The sequence below is a fragment of the Streptomyces sp. NPDC012466 genome, from assembly GCF_042955215.1.
Lineage (GTDB): Bacteria > Actinomycetota > Actinomycetes > Streptomycetales > Streptomycetaceae > Streptomyces.
Genome location: NZ_JBIBEQ010000007.1, coordinates 222,816 through 243,081 on the forward strand (window position 1 = coordinate 222,816; position 20,266 = coordinate 243,081).

20 protein-coding genes and 1 riboswitch are annotated in these 20,266 nt (G+C 72.0%); of the genes, 13 read left to right on the forward strand and 7 right to left on the reverse strand.

Annotated elements, in window-relative coordinates; all coding sequences use genetic code 11:
- The first annotated feature begins 11 nt into the window (after window positions 1-11).
- Window positions 12-1,193, forward strand: coding sequence for a glutathionylspermidine synthase family protein (locus ACFY9E_RS25870; RefSeq protein ID WP_390987895.1), 1,182 nt, complete (start codon window positions 12-14; stop codon window positions 1,191-1,193).
- A 38-nt stretch (window positions 1,194-1,231) separates the two neighbouring features.
- A riboswitch (ZMP/ZTP riboswitch) is annotated at window positions 1,232-1,317 on the forward strand.
- A gap of 33 nt (window positions 1,318-1,350) precedes the next feature.
- The gene (locus ACFY9E_RS25875) at window positions 1,351-2,799 is read left to right on the forward strand and encodes a glycine hydroxymethyltransferase (RefSeq protein WP_390987896.1); all 1,449 of its coding nucleotides are present in this window, start codon (window positions 1,351-1,353) and stop codon (window positions 2,797-2,799) included.
- Window positions 2,800-2,812: 13 nt separating this feature from the next.
- Here ACFY9E_RS25875 and ACFY9E_RS25880 read toward each other — a convergent pair whose 3' ends face one another.
- Entirely contained in the window at window positions 2,813-3,553 is a 741-nt protein-coding gene (locus ACFY9E_RS25880) for a hypothetical protein (RefSeq protein ID WP_390987897.1), read from the reverse strand.
- Window positions 3,554-3,707: 154 nt separating this feature from the next.
- Between ACFY9E_RS25880 and trpS the strand changes: the two genes are divergently transcribed.
- Together trpS and ACFY9E_RS25890 are read left to right on the forward strand one after the other, a co-directional pair.
- Window positions 3,708-4,721: a tryptophan--tRNA ligase gene (trpS, locus tag ACFY9E_RS25885; protein WP_390987899.1), complete on the forward strand. Its 1,014-nt coding sequence runs from the start codon at window positions 3,708-3,710 to the stop codon at window positions 4,719-4,721.
- A 139-nt stretch (window positions 4,722-4,860) separates the two neighbouring features.
- Entirely contained in the window at window positions 4,861-5,439 is a 579-nt protein-coding gene (locus ACFY9E_RS25890; protein ID WP_390987901.1) for a 2'-5' RNA ligase family protein, read from the forward strand.
- A 12-nt stretch (window positions 5,440-5,451) separates the two neighbouring features.
- Here the strand turns inward: ACFY9E_RS25890 and ACFY9E_RS25895 are convergent, their stop codons facing one another.
- Window positions 5,452-6,207: a decaprenylphospho-beta-D-erythro-pentofuranosid-2-ulose 2-reductase gene (locus tag ACFY9E_RS25895; RefSeq protein ID WP_390987902.1), complete on the reverse strand. Its 756-nt coding sequence runs from the start codon at window positions 6,205-6,207 to the stop codon at window positions 5,452-5,454.
- Window positions 6,208-6,229: 22 nt separating this feature from the next.
- Window positions 6,230-7,612, reverse strand: coding sequence for an FAD-binding protein (locus ACFY9E_RS25900; protein WP_390987904.1), 1,383 nt, complete (start codon window positions 7,610-7,612; stop codon window positions 6,230-6,232).
- A 133-nt stretch (window positions 7,613-7,745) separates the two neighbouring features.
- Between ACFY9E_RS25900 and ACFY9E_RS25905 the strand changes: the two genes are divergently transcribed.
- From ACFY9E_RS25905 to ACFY9E_RS25920, 4 genes are read left to right on the forward strand one after another with little or no spacing between them, the layout of a single operon-like run.
- Window positions 7,746-8,267 carry a phosphatase PAP2 family protein gene (locus tag ACFY9E_RS25905; RefSeq protein ID WP_390987905.1) on the forward strand — a complete coding sequence of 174 codons (522 nt, stop codon included), beginning with the start codon at window positions 7,746-7,748 and terminating at the stop codon, window positions 8,265-8,267.
- On the forward strand, window positions 8,260-9,204 hold the full coding sequence (locus tag ACFY9E_RS25910) for a decaprenyl-phosphate phosphoribosyltransferase (RefSeq protein WP_390987907.1): 945 nt from the start codon (window positions 8,260-8,262) through the stop codon (window positions 9,202-9,204). The genes ACFY9E_RS25905 and ACFY9E_RS25910 overlap by 8 nt, the downstream gene beginning before the upstream one ends.
- 23 nt (window positions 9,205-9,227) lie before the next feature.
- Complete coding sequence (locus ACFY9E_RS25915; RefSeq protein WP_390987908.1) at window positions 9,228-9,653, forward strand: GtrA family protein; 426 nt, start codon at window positions 9,228-9,230, stop codon at window positions 9,651-9,653.
- A complete protein-coding gene (locus tag ACFY9E_RS25920; RefSeq protein WP_390987909.1) occupies window positions 9,641-10,558 on the forward strand; it encodes a YhjD/YihY/BrkB family envelope integrity protein in 918 nt (305 codons plus the stop codon). Before ACFY9E_RS25915 ends, ACFY9E_RS25920 begins: the two co-directional genes overlap by 13 nt.
- Here the strand turns inward: ACFY9E_RS25920 and ACFY9E_RS25925 are convergent.
- Window positions 10,506-11,822 (reverse strand): D-alanyl-D-alanine carboxypeptidase family protein, encoded by a 1,317-nt coding sequence (locus tag ACFY9E_RS25925; RefSeq protein WP_390987911.1) that lies wholly within the window; start codon window positions 11,820-11,822, stop codon window positions 10,506-10,508. The genes ACFY9E_RS25920 and ACFY9E_RS25925 overlap by 53 nt on opposite strands.
- A 91-nt stretch (window positions 11,823-11,913) precedes the next feature.
- On the opposite strand from ACFY9E_RS25925, the gene ACFY9E_RS25930 reads away from it, so the two are divergent.
- The 3 genes from ACFY9E_RS25930 (at window position 11,914) to ACFY9E_RS25940 (ending at window position 15,476) form a co-directional block, all read left to right on the forward strand.
- Window positions 11,914-12,153: an SCO4848 family membrane protein gene (locus ACFY9E_RS25930; RefSeq protein ID WP_003992504.1), complete on the forward strand. Its 240-nt coding sequence runs from the start codon at window positions 11,914-11,916 to the stop codon at window positions 12,151-12,153.
- A 23-nt stretch (window positions 12,154-12,176) separates the two neighbouring features.
- Window positions 12,177-13,733, forward strand: a complete 1,557-nt coding sequence (locus ACFY9E_RS25935) for a metallophosphoesterase (RefSeq protein ID WP_390987913.1) — start codon at window positions 12,177-12,179, stop codon at window positions 13,731-13,733.
- 186 nt (window positions 13,734-13,919) lie between these two features.
- Complete coding sequence (locus ACFY9E_RS25940; RefSeq protein ID WP_390987915.1) at window positions 13,920-15,476, forward strand: ABC transporter substrate-binding protein; 1,557 nt, start codon at window positions 13,920-13,922, stop codon at window positions 15,474-15,476.
- Between the two features lie 36 nt (window positions 15,477-15,512).
- Here ACFY9E_RS25940 and ACFY9E_RS25945 read toward each other — a convergent pair whose 3' ends face one another.
- From ACFY9E_RS25945 to ACFY9E_RS25955, 3 genes are read right to left on the reverse strand one after another with little or no spacing between them, the layout of a single operon-like run.
- On the reverse strand, window positions 15,513-16,259 hold the full coding sequence (locus ACFY9E_RS25945) for a TetR family transcriptional regulator (protein ID WP_390987916.1): 747 nt from the start codon (window positions 16,257-16,259) through the stop codon (window positions 15,513-15,515).
- A gap of 32 nt (window positions 16,260-16,291) precedes the next feature.
- Window positions 16,292-16,786, reverse strand: a complete 495-nt coding sequence (locus ACFY9E_RS25950) for a DCC1-like thiol-disulfide oxidoreductase family protein (protein ID WP_390988384.1) — start codon at window positions 16,784-16,786, stop codon at window positions 16,292-16,294.
- A 42-nt stretch (window positions 16,787-16,828) separates the two neighbouring features.
- Window positions 16,829-17,236, reverse strand: a complete 408-nt coding sequence (locus tag ACFY9E_RS25955; protein WP_390987918.1) for a hypothetical protein — start codon at window positions 17,234-17,236, stop codon at window positions 16,829-16,831.
- 119 nt (window positions 17,237-17,355) lie between these two features.
- On the opposite strand from ACFY9E_RS25955, the gene ACFY9E_RS25960 reads away from it, so the two are divergent.
- Together ACFY9E_RS25960 and ACFY9E_RS25965 are read left to right on the forward strand one after the other, a co-directional pair.
- The gene (locus ACFY9E_RS25960; protein ID WP_390987919.1) at window positions 17,356-17,748 is read left to right on the forward strand and encodes a hypothetical protein; all 393 of its coding nucleotides are present in this window, start codon (window positions 17,356-17,358) and stop codon (window positions 17,746-17,748) included.
- The gene (locus ACFY9E_RS25965; protein ID WP_390987921.1) at window positions 17,748-20,219 is read left to right on the forward strand and encodes a DUF4132 domain-containing protein; all 2,472 of its coding nucleotides are present in this window, start codon (window positions 17,748-17,750) and stop codon (window positions 20,217-20,219) included. The genes ACFY9E_RS25960 and ACFY9E_RS25965 overlap by 1 nt, the downstream gene beginning before the upstream one ends.
- The last annotated feature ends 47 nt before the right edge of the window (window positions 20,220-20,266 follow it).

A 20,266-nucleotide genomic window follows, 5' to 3' on the forward strand; every position in this document is an offset into this window, starting at 1 on the left:
GGGCGCGACAGATGGAACGCCGGACCACCGAGCCCCGCCCCGGCTGGCAGCAGACCGTCGAGGAACAGGGTCTGATCTACCCCCTGACCCGCTACCCCGACGACTCCCTGCGCCCCTACTGGGACGAGAGCGCGTACTACGTCTTCTCCCTGGAGGAGATCGAGGCCCTCGAAGAGGTCGTCGAGGACCTCCACCGCATGTGCCTGGCGGCGGCCGACCACATCGTCACCGCGGACCGCTTCGCCGACCTGGGCATCACCGACCCCCGCGTGGCCGACGCGGTCGCCGAGGCCTGGCATCGCCGCGCCGAACTCCCCTCCGTCTACGGCCGTTTCGACCTCCGCTACGACGGCACCGGTCCGGCCAAGCTCCTGGAGTACAACGCCGACACCCCCACCTCACTGGTGGAGGCCGCGTCGCCCCAGTGGTTCTGGATGGAGGACCGTTTCCCCGGCGCCGACCAGTGGAACTCCCTCCACGAACGCCTCATCGACGCGTGGAAGAACCAGGCCGCCCTGCTCCCGCCCGGCAGCCCCCTCCACTTCGCGTACTCCTCCGCCGACGAACTCGGCGAGGACATGATGACGGTGGCCTACCTGAAGGAGACCGCCGAGCAGGCGGGCCTCGCCACCGACTGGATCTCCATGGAGGAGATCGGCTGGGACCGTCTCTCCGGCCGCTTCGTCGACCAGCGCCTGCGCTTCATCCGCAGCGTCTTCAAGCTCTACCCCTGGGAATGGCTCACCACCGACCGCTTCGCCGGCCACGTCCTGGACACCCTCGACAACGGCGGCGGCACGGGCTCCACGCTGTGGATAGAACCGGCCTGGAAGATGCTCCTCAGCAACAAGGCCCTGCTGGCCGTTCTCTGGGAGCTCTACCCCGGCCACCCCAACCTCCTCCCGGCCTACCTGGACGGCCCCCGGGACCTCACCACCACGGGCTGGGCGGCCAAGCCCCTCCTCGGCCGGGAGGGAGCGGGTGTCACGATCCACGAGCCCGGATCCGCCCCCGCCCTCCGCGACGAACCGTGCTGCTACCAGCAGCTGGCCCCCCTGCCCGACTTCGACGGCAACCGGGTGGTCCTGGGCGCGTGGGTGGTGGAGAACGAGTCGGCCGGCCTGGGCATCCGCGAGTCGTCGGGCCTGATCACGGACGAGTACGCGAGGTTCCTTCCCCACGTGATCCTCTAGAAGCGCTTGAGGGGAGTCGCCCCTCACCCGGTAGGCTGACCGAGGGCCGTGACTGGCGCGCTGGGATGGACGAACCATCGGGGAGCGGCCCGAAAGACGAGAGCCGTGCGCCTGGGCCGTACCGTGAACGCTGAACGCAACGTCCGGAGGTCCACACATGTCAGCCGCGCCCCTCTCCCCCGCTTCCACCGCCTACCGCGCCGCCCTCGACGTGATCCGCGCCGTCGAGCCCCGCGTGGCCGACGCCATCGGCCAGGAGGTCGCCGACCAGCGCGAGATGCTCAAGCTGATCGCCTCCGAGAACTACGCCTCCCCGGCCACGCTGCTGGCGATGGGCAACTGGTTCAGCGACAAGTACGCCGAGGGCACCATCGGCCGCCGCTTCTACGCCGGCTGCCGCAACGTCGACACCGTCGAGGGCCTCGCCGCCGAGCACGCCCGGGAACTCTTCGGCGCCCGCCACGCCTACGTCCAGCCGCACTCCGGCATCGACGCCAACCTGGTCGCCTTCTGGGCCGTCCTCGGCGCCCGCGTCGAGGTGCCCTTCCTGGAGAAGACCGGCGTCCGCCAGGTCAACGACCTGACCGACGCCGACTGGGCCGAGCTGCGCCAGGCCTTCGGCAACCAGCGCATGCTCGGCATGTCCCTGGACGCCGGCGGCCACCTCACCCACGGCTTCCGCCCGAACATCTCCGGCAAGATGTTCGACCAGCGCTCCTACGGCACGGACCCCGCCACGGGCCTCATCGACTACGAGGCCCTGCGCACCTCCGCCCGCGAGTTCAAGCCGCTGATCATCGTCGCCGGCTACTCCGCCTACCCCCGCCTGGTGAACTTCCGGATCATGCGCGAGATCGCCGACGAGGTCGGCGCGACGCTCATGGTCGACATGGCGCACTTCGCCGGCCTGGTCGCGGGCAAGGTCCTGACCGGCGACTTCGACCCGGTGCCGCACGCCCAGATCGTGACGACGACCACCCACAAGTCGCTGCGCGGCCCCCGCGGCGGCATGGTCCTGTGCGACGACTCCCTCAAGGACCAGGTCGACCGCGGCTGCCCGATGGTCCTCGGCGGCCCGCTGCCGCACGTCATGGCCGCCAAGGCCGTGGCCCTCGCGGAGGCCCGCCAGGAGTCCTTCCGGGACTACGCGCAGCGCATCGTGGACAACTCCCGCGCCCTCGCCGAAGGCCTCATGCGCCGCGGCGCGACCCTCGTGACCGGCGGCACGGACAACCACCTGAACCTCATCGACGTCGCCTCCTCCTACGGCCTCACCGGCCGCCAGGCCGAGGCCGCCCTGCTCGAGTCGGGCATCGTCACCAACCGCAACGCCATCCCCGCCGACCCGAACGGCGCCTGGTACACCTCCGGCATCCGCATCGGCACCCCCGCCCTGACCACGCGCGGCCTGGGCACCGCCGAGATGGACGAGGTCGCCGGCCTCATCGACCGCGTCCTCACCACCACGGAGCCGGGCACGACCAAGTCGGGCGCCCCCTCCAAGGCGGCCCACGTCCTCGACGCCAAGATCGCCGACGAGATCTCCCACCGCGCCACCGACCTCGTGGCCGGTTTCCCGCTGTACCCGGAGATCGACCTGGGCTGACGCCCTCGGCCCGTCACTCGTCCAGATCGATCAGCACCCGACGCGGCTCCTCCCGCGGCGGTCCGGCTTCCCGCCGAGCCGCCGCGCGGCGTATCAGCAGCGTGCCGCCGGCACCGGCCACGAGCCCCAGGGCCCCTCCCGCCACGGCCCACCGGACATCACCGCGCACCGGGCCGGTCAGGTCCGCCCCGGCCGTGCTCCCGAGGGTCCCGCCCTCCGGGTCACCGAGCAGCCGCGCCGTGTCCAGCCGCTCGAAGACCCACCGCGGGGCCCGGTGCCAGCGGATGTCGTCGTCCTCCACGGCGGGCGTCGGATCCGACCGCACCCAGGGAACGCCGTCCTCGGCCACGACCAGCTGGTCCTGCCGTTCGACGGCCACGTCCCCGCCCGGCGGCCGGTTCGTGCTGGGCCAGCCGCCGACCCCCGACAGCCCCCACACCACCGTGAGCCGCACCTGCGGGAAATCCCCCTCCGCCCAGTCCTCCGGCACCCGCTCCGTCCCCGTGTGCGTGGGCTGCAGCAGCTGCCACAGGCGGGCGAAGGCCGGATCGCCCGAGCGCACCGCCGTCGTCCGCCCCGTGCCCCCGGCGACGACCATCGCCACGTCCGGGACGTCCCGCCCCCGCGCCGGAAGGGCCGCGGCGGCCGTCGCCGTCGCACACCCGGCGAGAACGGCCGCCACCGCCACCCCCAGCACCCGCCGCACCACCCCGCCCCGGCCCGGCCCTCTCCCCGCCCCGCCTCGTGCCCGCATCGGTCCCCCTCCTCGTCCGCACCGCCCGGGGCACGGCCGGGGACAGCCCCCTCCCGTGTCCTCACACCCTTGTTACACCGCCGGGGCCGAACGGGGTCCCCCCTGTTCCCGACCCGTTCCGGATCGGGCCGCGAGACCTGAGAGAATGGTGAGCATGGCCTCTGACCGACCTCGCGTGCTCTCCGGGATCCAGCCCACCGCCGGCTCGTTCCACCTCGGCAACTACCTCGGCGCCGTCCGCCAGTGGGTGGCCCTCCAGGAGACCCACGACGCGTTCTACATGGTCGTCGACCTGCACGCGATCACCATCCCGCAGGACCCGAAGGACCTGCGCGCGAACACGCGGCTGGCCGCGGCCCAGCTCCTCGCTGCGGGTCTCGACCCGGACCGCTGCACGCTCTTCGTGCAGAGCCACGTCCCCGAGCACGCCCAGCTCGCCTGGATCATGAACTGCCTCACCGGCTTCGGCGAGGCCGGCCGGATGACCCAGTTCAAGGACAAGTCCGCCAAGCAGGGCGCCGAGCGCGCCTCGGTCGGCCTGTTCACCTACCCGATCCTCCAGGTCGCGGACATCCTGCTCTACCAGGCCCACGAGGTCCCGGTCGGCGAGGACCAGCGCCAGCACATCGAGCTCACCCGTGACCTCGCGGAGCGTTTCAACGGCCGGTTCGGCCCGACCTTCACCGTCCCGAAGCCGTACATCCTCAAGGAGACGGCGAAGATCTACGACCTTCAGGACCCGTCGATCAAGATGAGCAAGTCGGCGTCCACGCCGAAGGGCCTCATCAACCTCCTGGACGAGCCGAAGGCCACCGCCAAGAAGGTCAAGAGCGCCGTCACGGACACGGACACGGTGATCCGCTACGACGCCGAGAGCAAGCCGGGCGTCAGCAACCTCCTCACGATCTACTCGACCCTCACCGGCGAGAGCATCGCCGAGCTGGAGGAGAAGTACACCGGCAAGATGTACGGCGCGCTCAAGACGGACCTCGCCGAGGTCATGGTCGAGTTCGTGACGCCGTTCCGGGAGCGCACCCAGCAGTACCTGGACGACCCCGAGACGCTCGACTCGATCCTCGCCAAGGGCGCCGAGAAGGCCCGCGCGGTCGCCGCCGAGACCCTCGCGCAGGCGTACGACAAGGTCGGCTTCCTGCCCGCCAAGCACTGAAACCGCTCCCGCGCACAGCCGTACCACCGAACAGCGCTGTACATCACTCCGGTTGCGCCTGCCCGTAACCCGGCCGTGGCCGTACAGTCGATAACCGGGTGGTCGTATCAGCGGCCACACTGACACGACAGGAGACGACGTGGGGACCGTAACGATCGGTGTCTCGATCGCGGTCCCGGAGCCTCACGGCAGCGAGCTCCAGCAGCTGCGCGCGGGCTTCGGCGACGCCGCGGCTCACGGCATCCCCACGCACGTCACCCTGCTGCCGCCGACGGAGGTCGACGCGACCGCCCTGCCGGCCGTCGAGGAGCATCTGGCCGAGGTCGCCGCGGCCGGCCGCCCGTTCCCCATGCGGCTGTGCGGCACCGGCACCTTCCGGCCCCTGTCACCGGTGGTGTACGTCCGGGTCGTCTCGGGCGCGGAGGCCTGCACCCGGCTCCAGCAGCAGGTCCGCGACCCCGCCGGGCCGGCCGCGCGCGAACTGCAGTTCCCGTACCACCCGCACGTCACCGTGGCGCACGGCATCGACGAGGCGGCCATGGACCGTGCCTTCGAGGAGCTCGCCGGCTACGAGGCCGAGTGGCCCTGCACCGGCTTCGCCCTCTACGAGCAGGGCGCCGACGGCGTCTGGCGCAAGCTGCGCGATTTCCCCTTCGGCGGCTCAGTGGTCCCCCCGCAGGCCGGGCGGGTGGAGCGCGGCTCGGTCCCCACCCGCTGACCCGCCCGCGCCTCAGACTGGCAGCCGCCGGAACACCCCGCGCGGCAGGTGCCGCAGCGCCGCCATCACCACCCGCAGCGCCCCCGGCACCCACACCGTCTCCGTGCGGCGGCGCAGGCCCAGCTCCACGGCCGTCGCGACCGCCTCGGGCGTGGTCGCGAGCGGCGCCTCGGGCAGACCGGCGGTCATCCGCGTCCGGACGAAGCCGGGGCGCACCACCATGACGTGCACGCCCGTGCCGTGCAGCGCGTCGCCCAGGCCCTGCGCGAAGGCGTCGAGGCCGGCCTTGCTGGAGCCGTAGATGAAGTTGGCGCGGCGGGCCCGCTCGCCCGCGACGGAGGACATCACGACCAGCGAGCCGTGCCCCTGCGACTGGAGCGAGCGGGCGCACACCAGCCCCGCCGAGACCGCGCCGGTGTAATTGGTCTGCGCGACCCGCACCGCCGCCTCCGGCTCGCGCTCGTCGCGGGCCTGGTCGCCGAGCAGCCCGAAGGCGAGCAGCACCATGTCCACGTCGCCCTCGGCGAAGACCTTGCCGAGCACCGCCTCGTGGGAGGCCGGGTCGAGCGCGTCGAAGGCGACGGTGTGCACATCGGCCCCGAGCCCGCGCAGCTGCCCGGCGGCCTCCTCCAGGGCGGGGGAGGGGCGGCCCGCCAGCCAGACCGTGCGGGTGCGGCGGGCGATCAGCCGGCGGGCGGTGGCCAGCGCGATCTCGGACGTACCGCCGAGGACGAGCAGGGACTGGGGGAGGCCGAAGGCGTCCTTCATGACAGCAGCTCCTTGAGGTTGCTCACAGACTGAGGCGGCGGGCCAGGTCGGACACGAACACCCCGCGCGGATCCAGCGCGGCGCGCAGCTCGCGGAAGTCGTCGAGACGCGGATACATGGTCGCGAGCAGCTCCGGTCGCAGCCGGGCGTCCTTGGCGAGGTAGACGCGCCCGCCGGCGGCGGCGACCTCCTCGTCGAGTTCGTCGAGGAACGCGCCGAGGCCGGGCAGCCCCGCCGGGATGTCCAGCGCCAGCGTCCAGCCCGGCACGGGGAAGGACAGCCAGCCCGGGTCGGACTCCCCGAAGCGCTTGAGGACGGCCAGGAAGGACGGGCAGCGGCGTTCGGAGATGCGGCGCACGATGCGGCGCAGGGCGTCCTCCCGGCCGTAGCCGACGACGAACTGGTACTGCACGAAGCCGCCGCGGCCGTAGACGCGGTTCCAGTGCGGCACGCCGTCCAGGGGGTGGAAGAAGGCCGAGATCCGCTGGAGTCGGCCGGTCCGCGCGCGGGGGGCCTTGCGGTACCAGAATTCATTGAACAGGCCCACGGTCGTCCGGCTGAGCAGGCCCTCGGGGAGGATCGCGGGCGTCGCCGGCAGGCGGGGGGTGCGGAAGGCGAGCGGGTCCCGGCGCAGACGGGCGGGGAGCGCGTCCAGCGGCGCGTGGTCGCCGCGGGTGAGGACCGCGCGGCCGGTGGCGGCGCCTCGGGCCAGCAGGTCGATCCAGGCGACCGAGTAGCGGTAGCGGTGGTCGGTCGCCGCCAGCCGGGCCATCAGGTCGTCCAGGTCCGTCGCCCGCTCGGTGTCGACCGACATCAGCGACGTCTCGACGGGCTGGAGCCGGATGGTGGCGGTGAGGATCACGCCGGTCAGGCCCATGCCGCCCGCGGTGGCGTCGAAGAGCGGCGTGCCGGGGACGACCGTGCGGATCTCACCGTCGGCGGTGAGGAGTTCGAGGGCGAGCACATGGCGGGCGAAGGAGCCGGAGACATGGTGGTTCTTGCCGTGGATGTCGGCGCCGATCGCCCCGCCGACGGTGACGTAACGGGTGCCCGGGGTGACCGGCACGAACCAGCCGAGCGGCAGCAGCACCTCCATCAGCCGGTGCAGGGAGACGCCCGCGTCGCACAGCACGGTCCCGCCGTCGGCGTCGATCGCGTGCACACGGTCCAGGGCCGTCATGTCGAGCACGGAGCCGCCCGCGTTCTGCGCCGCGTCCCCGTACGCCCGCCCCAGGCCCCGGGGGATGCCGCCGCGGGCCCCGCAGTCCCGGACGGCCGCCGCGGCCTCCTCGTACGTCCGTGGGCGGATCAACCGGGCGGCGGTGGGGGCGGTGCGGCCCCAGCCCGTGACGGTGGTGTGGTCCAGGCCCATGACGTCCGGGTCGTAATCGGTGTCGGCAGACATGTTCGCGACCGTATCGCCCCACTGTGAGCGATTAGTTAGCGAACATGGCATCCCTCCCCGAAATGGGTGATTAATGGGATGTCGCTCAATATTGCCGGAGTTCAGGCCTGCTGGGCGTGAACAGTGAGTCCACATGGACGACCTCGACGACCTGCACGACATGGACCACCGGATCGTTTCGGCGCTCAGGGCGTGCGGTACCGACCCGCGCGTCGCCGGTGCCGCGCGTGCCCTGTCCTGGGCGGGGGAGCACGCGGCACTGTGGCTGGTGGCGGGGCTCGCCGGAGCCGCCGTCGACGGCGGCAGACGCGGCGTCTGGCTGCGCGGCACCGCCCTCACCGCCGGGGCGCACCTCGTCAGCATGGGGGTGAAACGGGTCGTGCGCAGGCCGCGCCCCGCGCACGTCGAGCCCCTGGTGCGCACCGCCGGCCGGCACTCTTTCCCCAGCTCGCACGCCACCTCGGCGGCGGCCGCCGCCGTCGCCTTCGGCGCCCTGGGGGCACACGCGATCCCGCCGCTCGCCGCCGCCGTGTGCGTCTCGCGCCTCGTGGCCGGTGTCCACTACCCCTCCGACGTCGCCGCGGGCGCGGCGCTGGGCGCCCTCACGGCCCGGCTCGGCGCCCGCTGGATGCGAGGAGGCGCCCACCATGGCTGAGACGGCCGTCCTGCGGCAGCGCACCCCTCAGGAGCGGCCGGCACCACCCCGCAAGGGCGGTCTCCCGGCCGGTCTCCTCAGGACCGCGCGCCCCAGACAATGGATCAAGAACGTTCTCGTGGTCGCCGCCCCGGCCGCCGCCGGCGAGCTCTTCTCCCGCCACGCCCTGATCCGACTCGCCCTGGTCTTCGTCCTCTTCACGGCCTGCGCCGCCGCCGTCTACCTCGTCAACGACGCCCGCGACGCCGACGCCGACCGCGCCCACCCCACCAAACGGCACCGCCCGGTCGCCGCCGGGCAGGTCCCGGTGCCCGTGGCCTACGCCGTCGGAGGCACCCTCGGCGTCCTCGCGCCCGCCGCCGCTGCCTGGCTGTGCGGTCCTGCCGTCGCCGCGCTGCTGACCGCGTACCTCGGCATGCAACTGGCCTACTGCATCAGCCTGAAGCACGTCCTCGTCGTCGATCTCGCCGTCGTCACCACCGGGTTCCTGATGCGGGCCATGATCGGCGGACTCGCCCTCGGCATCCCGCTGTCGCGCTGGTTCCTCATCACCACCGGCTTCGGCGCGCTGTTCATGGTGTCGGCCAAGCGCTACTCGGAAGCCGTCCAGATGGCCGGAAAGGCGGGCGCCACACGGGCGTTGCTCACCGAGTACACCACCGGCTACCTCCGCTTCGTCTGGCAGCTCGCGGCCGGTGTCGCCGTCCTCGGCTACTGCCTGTGGGCCATGGAGGAGGGCGGCGTCCCGCACACCAGCGTGCTGCCCTGGCGGCAGCTGTCCATGGTCGCCTTCATCCTCGCGATCCTCCGCTACGCCGTGTTCGCCGACCGCGGCACGGCCGGCGAACCCGAGGACGTCGTCCTGCGCGACCGCGCCCTCGCCCTCATCGGTGTGGTGTGGATGGCGATGTACGGCCTGGCAGTGGCCAATTGGTGACCACGCGCGCGGGGCGAAGCCCCGTGCTCCCGTGCCGCCGGGAACTGATCGGCTTCGCCACCGCCGGTCTCCTCGCCTACGCCGTCGACCTCGCCCTCTTCACGTACCTGCGGGGCCCCGCCGGACTCGACCCGCTCACCGCCAAGTCCGTGTCCTTCCTGGCCGCCTGCACGGTCGCCTACGCCGGCAACGCCCTCGGCACCTACCGGGCCACACGACGCCGGGGCCTGCGCCCGTACGCCGTGTTCTTCGCGGTGAACCTCGCCGGAGCGTGCGTACAACTGCTCTGCCTGGCCGTCAGCCACTACGGCCTCGGTCTCACCTCGCAGCGCGCAGACACCGTCTCCGGCGGAGTCGTCGGGATGGCGCTGGCCACAGTCCTGCGGTTCTGGGGTACCCGTACATGGGTGTTCCGGGCGGAGGGCAGAGTCGGATCATGGACTGGCTGAAAAGACTCCCGGTGGTCGGGCCGTGGGCGGAGCGGCTGATGATCACCCACGCGTGGCGGTCGTACGAGCGGCTGGACCGCGTGAAGTGGACGCGGCTGGCCGCCGCGATGACCTTCACGAGTTTCGTCGCGCTGTTCCCGCTGCTGACGGTGTCCGCCACCATCGCCGCCGCCACGCTCAGCACGGAGCAGGAGGACAAGCTGCGGGACAAGCTCGCCGAGCAGGTCCCCGGCATCTCCGACCAGTTGGACATCGCCGGTCTGGTGGACAACGCCGGCACGATCGGACTCATCGCGGGCGCCCTGCTGTTCTTCACCGGCGTCAGCTGGGCCGGCTCGATGCGCGAGTGCCTGCGGGCGGTGTGGGACTTGTCCGACGAGGAGGAGAACCCCGTCCTGCGCTACGGCAAGGACGCGGGTGTCCTGCTCGGCCTCGGCGGCGCCCTCCTCGTCACCATCGCCGCCTCCGCCGTCGCCTCCGCGCTGATCGGCTGGGTCACCCGGCAACTCGGTGTCGACGAAGGCGGCTGGGGCGGGGTCCTGCTGCACGTCGTCGCGTTCCTGGTCGCCGTGCTGGCGAACTTCCTGCTGCTGCTCTACGTCCTGACGCTGCTGCCCGGCGTCGAGCCGACGCGCCACCGCCTCATCGTGGCGGCGCTGACCGGCGCGATCGGCTTCGAACTGCTGAAACTGCTGCTCAGCGGCTATCTCCAGGGCGTGGCCGCGAAGAGCATGTACGGCGCGTTCGGGGTGCCCGTCGCGCTGCTGCTGTGGATCAACTTCACCTCGAAGCTGGTGCTGTTCTGTGCCGCCTGGACGGCCACGCAGAGCAAGGAGGACGAAGTCCCGGGTCTCACGGGCGAGTCCGGCGGCGCACCAGATCCGGCAGCGGCCAGCGGCGGTTGACCAGGAAGGCGCCGCCCGCGAGCAGCACCAGCACCCCGCCCACGATGCCGAGCGCCGTCCCCATGCCGCTGGAGCCGTCCGCGGCCGGGGCGCTGGCCACCGGCTTCGCACCGGTCCCTGCCGTGCCGCCGCCGTCCCCGGAGCCGCCGGCCTCGCCGGAGGGGTTCGCGCCGGGCTGCGCACTGGCCTGCGCGGCGCTCCTGGGCGGCACCAGCTCACCCACCGGCTGCACCTTCCCGGCCGCCTTGAAGCCCCAGTCGAACAGCCGGGCGGTCTCCTTGTAGACCTCGTTGTGCTCGGGCTTCTCCGGGTTCATCACCGTCACCAGCAGCACCTTGCCGCCGCGCTCGGCGACACCGGTGAAGGTGGCGCCCGCGTTGGTGGTGTTGCCGTTCTTGACGCCCGCGATGCCCTCGTAGACAGGCACGTCCAAGTCGCCGGCCAGCAGCCGGTTGGTGTTCTGGATCTCGAAGGACTCGCGGACCTTCTTGCCCTTCTTGCCCTTCTTCGTCTTCCCCGGGAACTTGGCGCTGACCGTCGAGGCGTACTCGCGGAAGTCCTTCTTCTGCATCCCGGAGCGGGCGATCAGCGTCAGGTCGTACGCCGAGGAGACCTGCCCCTCGGCGTCGTAACCGTCCGGGCTGACGACGTTCGTGTCGAGGGCCTGGAGCTCCTCGGCGTGCTCGTTCATCTCCTTGACGGTGTTCTCGACACCGTTGTTCATGGCGGACAGCACGTGCACGGCGTCGTTGCCGGAGCGCAGGAAGACGCCCAGCCACAGGTCGTGAACCGTGTACGTCTCCTCCTCCTTTATCCCGACCATGCTGGAGCCCGAGCCGATGCCGGCCAGGTCGGAGGGGACGACCTTGTGTTTGGTGTCCCTCGGGAACTTCGGCAGCAGCGTGTCCGCGAACAGCATCTTCAGGGTGCTCGCCGGGGCGAGGCGCCAGTGCGCGTTGTGCGCGGCCAGCACGTCGCCCGACTCGGCGTCGGCGACGATCCAGGAACGGGCGCTGACGTCCTTCGGCAGCACCGGGACGCCGCTCGCCAGATTCACCTGCGTCCCCGGCCTGCCGAGCCGGGCGCCGCCCACGCTCGACATCGACGCCGGGGGAGTGGCCGACGGGCTCGCCGAGGGACTGCCCGAAGGGCTGCCCGAGGGGCTCGGGGCGGCGACGGCGGCGGGCGCGGCCAGGGCGAGGGACGACAGGGCGGCGGTGGTGACCAGCAGGGATCGCCTGGTGGTCTTCTGCGGAGCGGGCACGGTCGGAAACGTACATGCCATACCGGAGGAAGTCCCGCCTGCGGCCCCACCCCGGGAACGGAACCGGACACGGCCTGGCGATACTGGGTGCATGAAGCTCAGCCGCCCCGTCTCCTGGTTCCTGCTCGCCTTCGGGGTGTGGAGCTGGGTCATCTGGATCACTTTCGTCAAGAACCTGGTCAAGGACGGCAGCGGGCTCGCCTTCGACGACGGTCGTCCCACGGCCTACTTCTGGGTGCACCTGCTGCTCGCCGTCGTTTCCTTCGTATTGGGGACGGTCATCGGGGCCATCGGGTTGCGTGGTCTGCGCGCACTGCGCCGGACGTCATAACGGCGATCGGGAGACACGACACCGTGGTCATCGTTTTCGTAGTCGTCGCCGTGCTGGTCCTGGCCGTCGTCGTGACGGCCAACTGGTACGTGTGGCGCCGCCTGTTCCGCGACACGACCAGCGGCCCGGGCCTCGTGCGCCGCGCGGGCGCGGTCCTGATCGCCGGCGGCTGGGTCCTGGCGATCACGGCCCTGGTCGCCGAACGCTCGGGCGCCCCGTTCCGGCTCCAGCAGGTCCTGGCCTGGCCGGGCTTCCTGTGGCTTGCGCTGTCGATATACCTGCTGCTGGCGGTGCTGGCGGGAGAGATCGTCCGCCCGCTCCTGCGCCGCTTCCTCGACCACCGCGCGAGACGAACGAACCAGGACCGGCGCCCGGCGGCCGCCGAGCAGTCCGCTGCCTCCGAGCCCGGCCCGCACGCCTCGGCCGGAGCCACGGCGCCGACCACGGCACCCGACTCACCCGCGGACCGCACCCCCACCGCGAGCGCCTCCCCGGGGGCGGACGGCCCCCAGGGCAACGGCAGCGGCGCCGGGACTCCGACGGCCGCGCCGCAGGAGAACGGCAGCGACGCGCCCACCGCACCCGCGACCGCCTCGCAGGCGGGCGGCTCCGGTGGAGAGGCTGCCTCCGGGACGGCGCCCGCGACCGCCTCGCAGCCCGGCCGCGCCCGTGGCGCGACCGCCCTTCACCCGCAGGCCGACCCCGCGCCGGACGCCCCCGAGGCCTCCCCCCAGCCGCCTGCCACCCCTCCCTCGCCCTCCCGTCGGCTCTTCGTCTCGCGGGTCGTCGCCGGGGCCGCCGCGGCCGCCGCCGTCGGGACCGTGGGGTACGGGACGTACGGCGTGCTGCGCGGGCCGCGGGTCAAGCGGGTCACCGTGCCCCTCGCCAAGCTGCCGCGCGCCGCGCACGGGTACCGGATCGCCGTGGTCAGTGACGTGCACCTCGGCCCGGTCCTGGGACGCGGCTTCGCGCAGAAGGTCGTCGACACGATCAACGCGACCCAGCCCGACCTGATCGCGGTCGTCGGCGACCTGGTCGACGGCAGTGTGAAGGACCTGGGACCCGCGGCGGCCCCGCTCGCCCAGCTGAGGGCCCGTCACGGGTCCTACTTCGTCACCGGCAACCACGAGTACTTCTCCGGCGCCGAGCAGTGGGTCGAGGAGGTCCGCCGCCTGGGCATCGACCCCCTGGAGAACGCCCGCCGGGAGATGCCGTACTTCGACCTCGCCGGAGTCAACGACGTCGCGGGCGAGGACGAGGGCCAGGGCCCCGACTTCGCGAAGGCGCTCGGTGACCGGGACACCGCACGCGCGTGCGTGCTGCTCGCCCACCAGCCCGTCCAGATCCACGACGCCGTCGAGCACGGCGTCGACCTCCAGCTCTCCGGCCACACCCACGGCGGCCAGCTCTGGCCCGGCAACCTCATCGCCTCCGGCGCGAACCCCACCCTCGCGGGCCTGGAGCGCTACGGCGACACCCAGCTCTACGTCTCGCGCGGCGCCGGCGCCTGGGGCCCGCCCACCCGGGTGGGAGCGCCGTCGGACATCACCGTGATCGAGCTCGCGTCGAAGCAGGCCTGAGCGCGCACACGCTGTGAGAGAGCTGTGAAACCGGACCGAAACGCGCATCGGTAAGAACTTCCCCAACTCATCGGATCTCCCTTCCCCCTGGTCAAAACCCTGTGATTGGGTGAGCCCGCCACGAAGGGTGTGGCATACGCACAAGGGCCCCAACGGGCCTCAAAGGGCCTGGGGAGGGCACAGCCGATGCGATCGGTTCGCATACGGATACTCGCGGGGCTGCTGGTCCTGGCCGCCGCGGGCGTGGGCGCCTGGCAGCTCCTGCCGTCGAAGGGCGACGGGAAGACCATCACGGTCGGCACGACGGACGGCGTCACCTCGCTCGACCCGGCCGGTGCCTACGACGCGGGCTCCTGGGCGCTGTTCAGCAACGTCTTCCAGTCGCTGCTGACCTTCGCGCCGGGCGGCACCGCCCCCGTGCCGGACGCGGCCAAGAGCTGCGCCTTCGCGCACGGCGACCTCACCACCTACCGCTGCGAGCTGCGCGAGGGTCTCACCTTCCCCAGCGGCCGCGCGATGGACGCCGAGGACGTGAAGTACTCCTTCGACCGGATCCTGAAGATCAAGGCCCCGGTCGGCCCGGCCTCCCTGCTGGGCACGCTCGGTTCCGTGGACGCCGACGGCATGACCGTCACCTTCCACCTGACCTCCCCGGACGCGACGTTCCCCTTCAAGGTGGCCACCGGCGCCGGCTCGATCGTCGACCACACCGCGTACCCGGCCGGGAAGCTGCGTACCGACACCGGCGTCGACGGCACCGGCCCGTACACCCTCACCTCGTACACCAAGGACCGCGACGCGGTCCTCACGCCCAGCCAGCACTACCGGGGGGCCGTCACCGGCGGCCCCGGACGGCCCGTCGACCTGCGCTACTACGCCACCCCCGAGGCCCTGGACACCGCCTGGAAGGACAAGCAGGTCGAGGTCGCGACCGACCAGCTGCCGCCCGGCGTCCTGGCCGGCCTCAACCCCAGCGACCCCGGCCAGCGCGTCTACGAGGCGGACGGCTCCGAGACCCGGAACCTGTACTTCAACACCCGCGCGGGCAACCCGCTGCACGAGGCGAAGGTCCGCCAGGCCATGGCCTGGCTGATCGACCGCGAACAACTGGCCGCCACCGTCTACGACGGCACCGTCGACCCGCTGTACTCCCTGATCCCCGCCGGCCTCACCGGGCACACCACCTCGTTCTTCGACGACTACCCGAAGCCCGACCCGAAGAAGGCCCGGCAGCTGCTCACCCAGGCCGGCGTCAGCCTGCCCGTGCACTTCACCTACGGCTACGCCAAGGGCCGCGGCGCCGGTGAGCAGGAGGCGGCCGAGATCAAGAAGGAGCTGGAGGCGAGCGGCCTGTTCCAGGTCACCCTCAAGGGCTACGAGTGGACCGCCTTCCAGAAGCAGTGGGCGACCGGCAAACTCGACGCGTACGCCGTCGGCTGGGTCGCCGACTTCCCCGACCCGGACACCTTCGGCGCCGCGCTCGTCGGCACCGGCAGCGCCATGAACACCGGCTACAGCAGCAAGACCGTCGACCGGCTCATCAAGGACAGCCGGCGCTTCGCCGAGCGGACCGAGGCCGACCAGGACTTCCGTTCGGTGCAGCAGACCGTCGCCGAGGACGTGCCGGTGCTGCCGCTGTGGCAGGCCAAGGAGTACGTCGTCACCACCGAGGACGTCGGCGGCGGCCAGTACCTGTCGGACGGCACGGGTGTGTTCCGCCTGTGGAGTCTCACCACCCTCTGAACCTCTGAACCCTGGACGACCCGCTCCGCTCGCCTCTCAGGGCTCGGAACGCCGCCGGGCCGCCGGATCCGGGATGGCGTGCGTCATCCCCGGCAGGAAGTCCGTGAACAGCTCGTGCACCTCGCGCACGAGCGGCCGCAGCACCCGGAAGCGGGCCAGGGCCACGCCCCGCGCGGTGAGCCGGGCACCGCGTTCGGCGAGCCGGTAGCTGCGCTCGCGGCCCTCGGTCCGGTCGAAGATCCAGTACAGGCACAGTCCCATCTGGGACAGCCACATCAACTCGGGCAGGATGTCGCGCAGTTCCTCGGGCACCTTGGTCTTCGTCGCCCCGGCCAGCACGTCCCGGTGGACGCTGATGGCCTCCTCGCGCGCGTGCTCCGACTCCGGGGAGAAGGGGCTGAGCGGGCTGTCGGGGTCGGCGGCGTTCTTGAAGAACTGCACCGCGAACTCGTGGTAGGGCGCGGCGATGTCCAGCCAGGCCCGCAGCACCCCCGCGAGCCGGGCCTCCAGGTCGGTCTCCCGGTCCAGGATCTCCCGGACCGCCACCTGGTGCTCGGCGGCGATCCGGTCGTAGAAGCCCTGGATCAGGTGCTCCTTGCCCGCGAAGTAGTAGTAGGCGTTGCCGACGGAGACCCCGGCCTCCTTGGCGATGGCCCGCATCGTGGTCTTGTCGTAGCCACGCTCCTGGAACAGCCGCATGGCCGTCTCCAGGATCAGGGCGCGGGTCTGCTCGGACTTGGTCGGGGTGGCGCCGTCGTCGGGGCCGTCGTTCTTCGCGGGCACGGGAAGAGAGCCTAACGTCAGTACCGGTGCGGTCACCGAGGGGCGCATCTGCCGTCGGCGCAGCCCGGCGCGGTGTAGCTCCAGCCGCTGTCCGGGGCGTACGACCATCCGTCCGCCCGCCGGTACACCCGGCCGCCCCACTGCGCCCCGCCGCGCTGCCCCCGGTGCCACTGCGCCCCGCGCCACTTGGCGGCGGCGAGCACCGCGCCCCTGGCGAGCAGAGCGCCGGACGGGGTGCTCAGCCGGTGGGCCAGCGGCCGGTGTTCGCGCAGCGCCCACAGGGTCACCACCCAGGCGGCGGGTCCCTGGTAGATCTGCCCGGCGTCACCGACGACGGTGATCTCGTCGAGGGTGGCGCCGTGGTCGAGGCCGGGAAAGCGCCGCCGGGCCTCCTCGGAGGCGGCCGGGACCAGCTCCAGCGGCACCAGCTTGGGCTGCCGCAGGAGCCAGTCGCGCAGGAACGCGCACAGGGAGCACTCGGCGTCGTACAGGACGGTGAGCCGGCGGAGCGGTGCGGGTGTGTCCATGCCGGTCGCGTCGGTGCCGGTGGCGTTCACCTGGGCCTCCGCTCAGGCCCGCGCCGACGGGGCGACCCAGCCCTGCGGCGGCACCGGCGGCACCTGCTCCCGCTCCATGGCCCCCCGGCGCCGGATCCGGTTCAGCACGTAGACGTTGGCCAGGTGCATCACACCGAGCACCAGCAGCACCACGCCGAGCTTCGTCGACAGGGCCTCGAAGATGCCGCGGGCGTCGGTGATGGTCCCGTCACCGCTCAGGTACAGCGCGACGAACCCGAGGTTGACCAGGTAGAAGCCGACCACCAGGAGGTGGTTGACGGCATCGGCGAGCTTCTCGTTGCCGTGCAGCACGTCGGCGAGGAAGACCCTGCCGTTCCGGCTGAGCGTGCGGGCCACCCAGACGGTCAGACCGATGCTGACCAGCAGGTAGATGACATAGGCGATGACCGTGCGGTCCATTGCCCCACCCTTCTTGAACACGTTCAAAACGCTGTCGGGGATGACTCTAGACCTACTTTTGAACATGTTCAACACAAGGTCCGGGGTGATTGTCAGTGGTGCCCCGTACTGTCCTCGGCATGGGAATCGTGACGTTCGTCGACGAGACGACGACGGGGGAGCGGCGCACGGCCTGGGGGCTGGAGATCGCCGAAGAGCGGCTGACCGTACGGGAACTGATCCGGCGCCGGGTGTTCCAGGAGGTCGCGGAGTACAACGCCCGCAGGCCGGAGGTCTTCCAGGGCCTGGTACAGCCGCAGGACACCGAGCGCGTGCTGAACGGGTACGCGGTGCGCACGCCCCGCCGCATCGACCCCGAGGCGCAGACGGCCCTGGCCGAGCGGGCCTTCGCGGGCAACGGCTTCCTGGTGCTGGTGGGAGACCGTCAGGTCACCGACCCGGACGAGGAGATCGAGCTGACGCTCGGCACCGAGGTCACGTTCCTGAAACTCGTCCCCCTGGTGGGTGGCTGATGAGCGCCTCCGGTACCCCCCGGTCGCACCTCGACCGGCTGCGCGACCCCATCGCCGGCGGCGACATGGAGCAGGTCGCCGACGAGGTCCTGAGCGTCCTGGACTCCCGCCGCGGCATCTGGGGCGGAGAGTGGGAGCAGGTGCTCGACCGGCTCCGCGAGCTGCCCGCCGACCGCCGCCGCGAGCTGCTGCACGCCCTGGCCGACCGCTTCCACCGGGCCGGTGACGACACGGAGGCCCGCTGCCGCCATCTCGTCCTGTGCGGCATGATCTCCGAGGGCCTCGCCGACGATCCGCTGGCCGCCGAGCGCCGCAAGGCCCTGGACGACCTCGGCCGGCGACAGTCCTTCTTCTACGCGTTGCGCTTCGAGGTCCTGATCCGCGCCGAACTGGCCGCCGGCCGCCCCCTGCCCGCGCCCGTCGTGGCCGTCGTCCGCCGCGCGGCCCTGGACGCCTACCGCGCGAGCGACCTCGTCGGGCTGGCCCGGCAGCTCACCGACCCCGTCCTCAGCGTCGGCGAGGCATGGGCCGATCAGGCCCTGAGCGACGCCACGACCCCCGACTGGCAGGCCCTCCTGCGGTACGCCATGACGGCCACCGCCTCCAAGCCGAACGCGAAGTGGGACAAGGGCGCGCTGGCCCTGCTGGACACCCTCGGCGCGGACGCCGTCCGCGAGACGGTCCTGACCTGGCTCGCGCTCGTCGGCCGCCCCCGCACGCTGCCGCTGGAGCGTCGCGAGTGGGAGACGGACGTCAACAACGCCTACGACCCGTACAACGCGACGGCCCTGCGCGGCCTGGCCTGGCTGCTCTCCCTGCTGCCGCCCCGGCCCGAGGTCGCGCGGGCCCTGGGCCTCCTGGTCGAGACCTCCCTGAAGAAGGTCGCGGGCATCGGCCCCCGCAACCCCAAGGTCGCCAACGCGGGTGTCGTCGCGCTGGCCCGCATCGACTCCGAAGCGGCCCTGGCCGAACTGGCCCGGCTGGGCACGCGGGTGACGTACAAGAACACGGCCAAGCTCCTCGACACGGCCCTGGAGGCCCGGGCCACCGCGCTCGGCCTCAGCCGCGAGGAGATCGAGGAACTGGCGGTCCCGGCGTACGGCCTGACGGAGGTCGGCCGGGCCACGCACCGCCTCGGCGAGGCGACGGCCCTGCTGGAGATCCACGGCACCCGGGCCGTGCTGAGCTGGCGCAACGCGGCCGGCAAGCCGGTCAAGAGCGTCCCGGCAGCGGTCAAGCGCGACCACCCCGACGCACTGAAGGACCTGAAGACCGCGGTCAAGGACATCGACAAGATGCTCTCGGCGCAGAGCGAGCGCCTGGACCGCCAGTTCCTGGCCCGCCGCGCCTGGCCGTACGCCGTCTGGCGCGAGCGCTACCTCGACCACCCCCTGGTCGGCACACTGGCCCGCCGCCTGCTGTGGACGATCGACGGCAGGCCGGCCGGCTACGCGGACGGGGAACTGCGCACCCTCGCCGACGACCCCCTCACGGAGGGCACGAGGGTCGAACTCTGGCATCCGGTCGGCCGCGAACCAGCCGAGATCGTCGCCTGGCGCGACTGGCTGGAGCGGCACGGCATCACCCAGCCGTTCAAACAGGCCCATCGCGAGATCTACCTGCTCACGGACGCCGAGCGGGCCACACGCACCTACTCCAACCGCTTCGCGGCGCACGTCCTGCGCCAGCACCAGTTCAACTCCCTGGCGGCGCTGCGCGGCTGGCGCAACAAGCTGCGCCTGTGCGTCGACGACTCGGCACCGCCCGCCACCCGCGAGCTGCCCCAGTGGGGCCTGCGCGCCGAGTACTGGATCGAGGGCGACGGCGAGGAGTACGGCATCGACACCACCGAGTCCGGCAGCTATCTGCGCCTGCGCACCGACCAGGTCCGCTTCTACCCGATCGACGCCCCGGAGAACTCCGCCCACTGCTGCGGCGGCGAGTACGCCATGTGGCTCCGCGACGGCCAGGAACCCGTCGAGCCGCTCCCCCTGGAGGACATCCCGCCCCTGGTCCTCTCCGAAGTCCTGCGCGACGTCGACCTGTTCGTCGGCGTCGCCAGCATCGGCAACGACCCGACCTGGCAGGACGGCGGCCCGGGCGGCCGCTTCCGGGAGTACTGGACGTCGTACGGCTTCGGCGAACTGAACGCGAGCGCCGAGACCCGCAGGCTCCTGCTCGAACGCCTCGTCCCGCGCCTGGCGATAGCCGACCGCTGCACCCTGGAGGGCCGCTTCCTCCACGTCCGCGGCGACCGCCACACCTACAAGATCCACCTCGGCTCAGGCAACATCCTCATGACCCCGAACGACCAGTACCTCTGCATCGTCCCGAAGTCCGACCCGACGGCTCGGGGGACGGGCTACCTCCCCTTCGAGGGCGACCGCATGCTGGCCGTCATCCTCAGCAAGGCGATGATGCTGGCGGCCGACACGAAGATCACGGACCCTACGATCCTGAGCCAGCTGTGAACGAAGCCGGGGTCGACTCTTCCGAAGCCGACCCCGGCTCATGGCGG

Bases quoted from the DNA above. Each gene is read 5' to 3' on its own strand.
- ACFY9E_RS25870 (WP_390987895.1), top strand. From the start codon at position 12: ATGGAACGCCGGACCACCGAGCCCCGCCCCGGCTGGCAGCAGACCGTC.
- ACFY9E_RS25875 (WP_390987896.1), top strand. From the start codon at position 1,351: ATGTCAGCCGCGCCCCTCTCCCCCGCTTCCACCGCCTACCGCGCCGCC.
- ACFY9E_RS25880 (WP_390987897.1), bottom strand. From the start codon at position 3,553: ATGCGGGCACGAGGCGGGGCGGGGAGAGGGCCGGGCCGGGGCGGGGTG.
- trpS (WP_390987899.1), top strand. From the start codon at position 3,708: ATGGCCTCTGACCGACCTCGCGTGCTCTCCGGGATCCAGCCCACCGCC.
- ACFY9E_RS25895 (WP_390987902.1), bottom strand. From the start codon at position 6,207: ATGAAGGACGCCTTCGGCCTCCCCCAGTCCCTGCTCGTCCTCGGCGGT.
- ACFY9E_RS25900 (WP_390987904.1), bottom strand. From the start codon at position 7,612: ATGTCTGCCGACACCGATTACGACCCGGACGTCATGGGCCTGGACCAC.
- ACFY9E_RS25905 (WP_390987905.1), top strand. From the start codon at position 7,746: ATGGACGACCTCGACGACCTGCACGACATGGACCACCGGATCGTTTCG.
- ACFY9E_RS25910 (WP_390987907.1), top strand. From the start codon at position 8,260: ATGGCTGAGACGGCCGTCCTGCGGCAGCGCACCCCTCAGGAGCGGCCG.
- ACFY9E_RS25920 (WP_390987909.1), top strand. From the start codon at position 9,641: ATGGACTGGCTGAAAAGACTCCCGGTGGTCGGGCCGTGGGCGGAGCGG.
- ACFY9E_RS25930 (WP_003992504.1), top strand. From the start codon at position 11,914: ATGAAGCTCAGCCGCCCCGTCTCCTGGTTCCTGCTCGCCTTCGGGGTG.
- ACFY9E_RS25940 (WP_390987915.1), top strand. From the start codon at position 13,920: ATGCGATCGGTTCGCATACGGATACTCGCGGGGCTGCTGGTCCTGGCC.
- ACFY9E_RS25950 (WP_390988384.1), bottom strand. From the start codon at position 16,786: ATGGACACACCCGCACCGCTCCGCCGGCTCACCGTCCTGTACGACGCC.
- ACFY9E_RS25955 (WP_390987918.1), bottom strand. From the start codon at position 17,236: ATGGACCGCACGGTCATCGCCTATGTCATCTACCTGCTGGTCAGCATC.
- ACFY9E_RS25960 (WP_390987919.1), top strand. From the start codon at position 17,356: ATGGGAATCGTGACGTTCGTCGACGAGACGACGACGGGGGAGCGGCGC.
- ACFY9E_RS25965 (WP_390987921.1), top strand. From the start codon at position 17,748: ATGAGCGCCTCCGGTACCCCCCGGTCGCACCTCGACCGGCTGCGCGAC.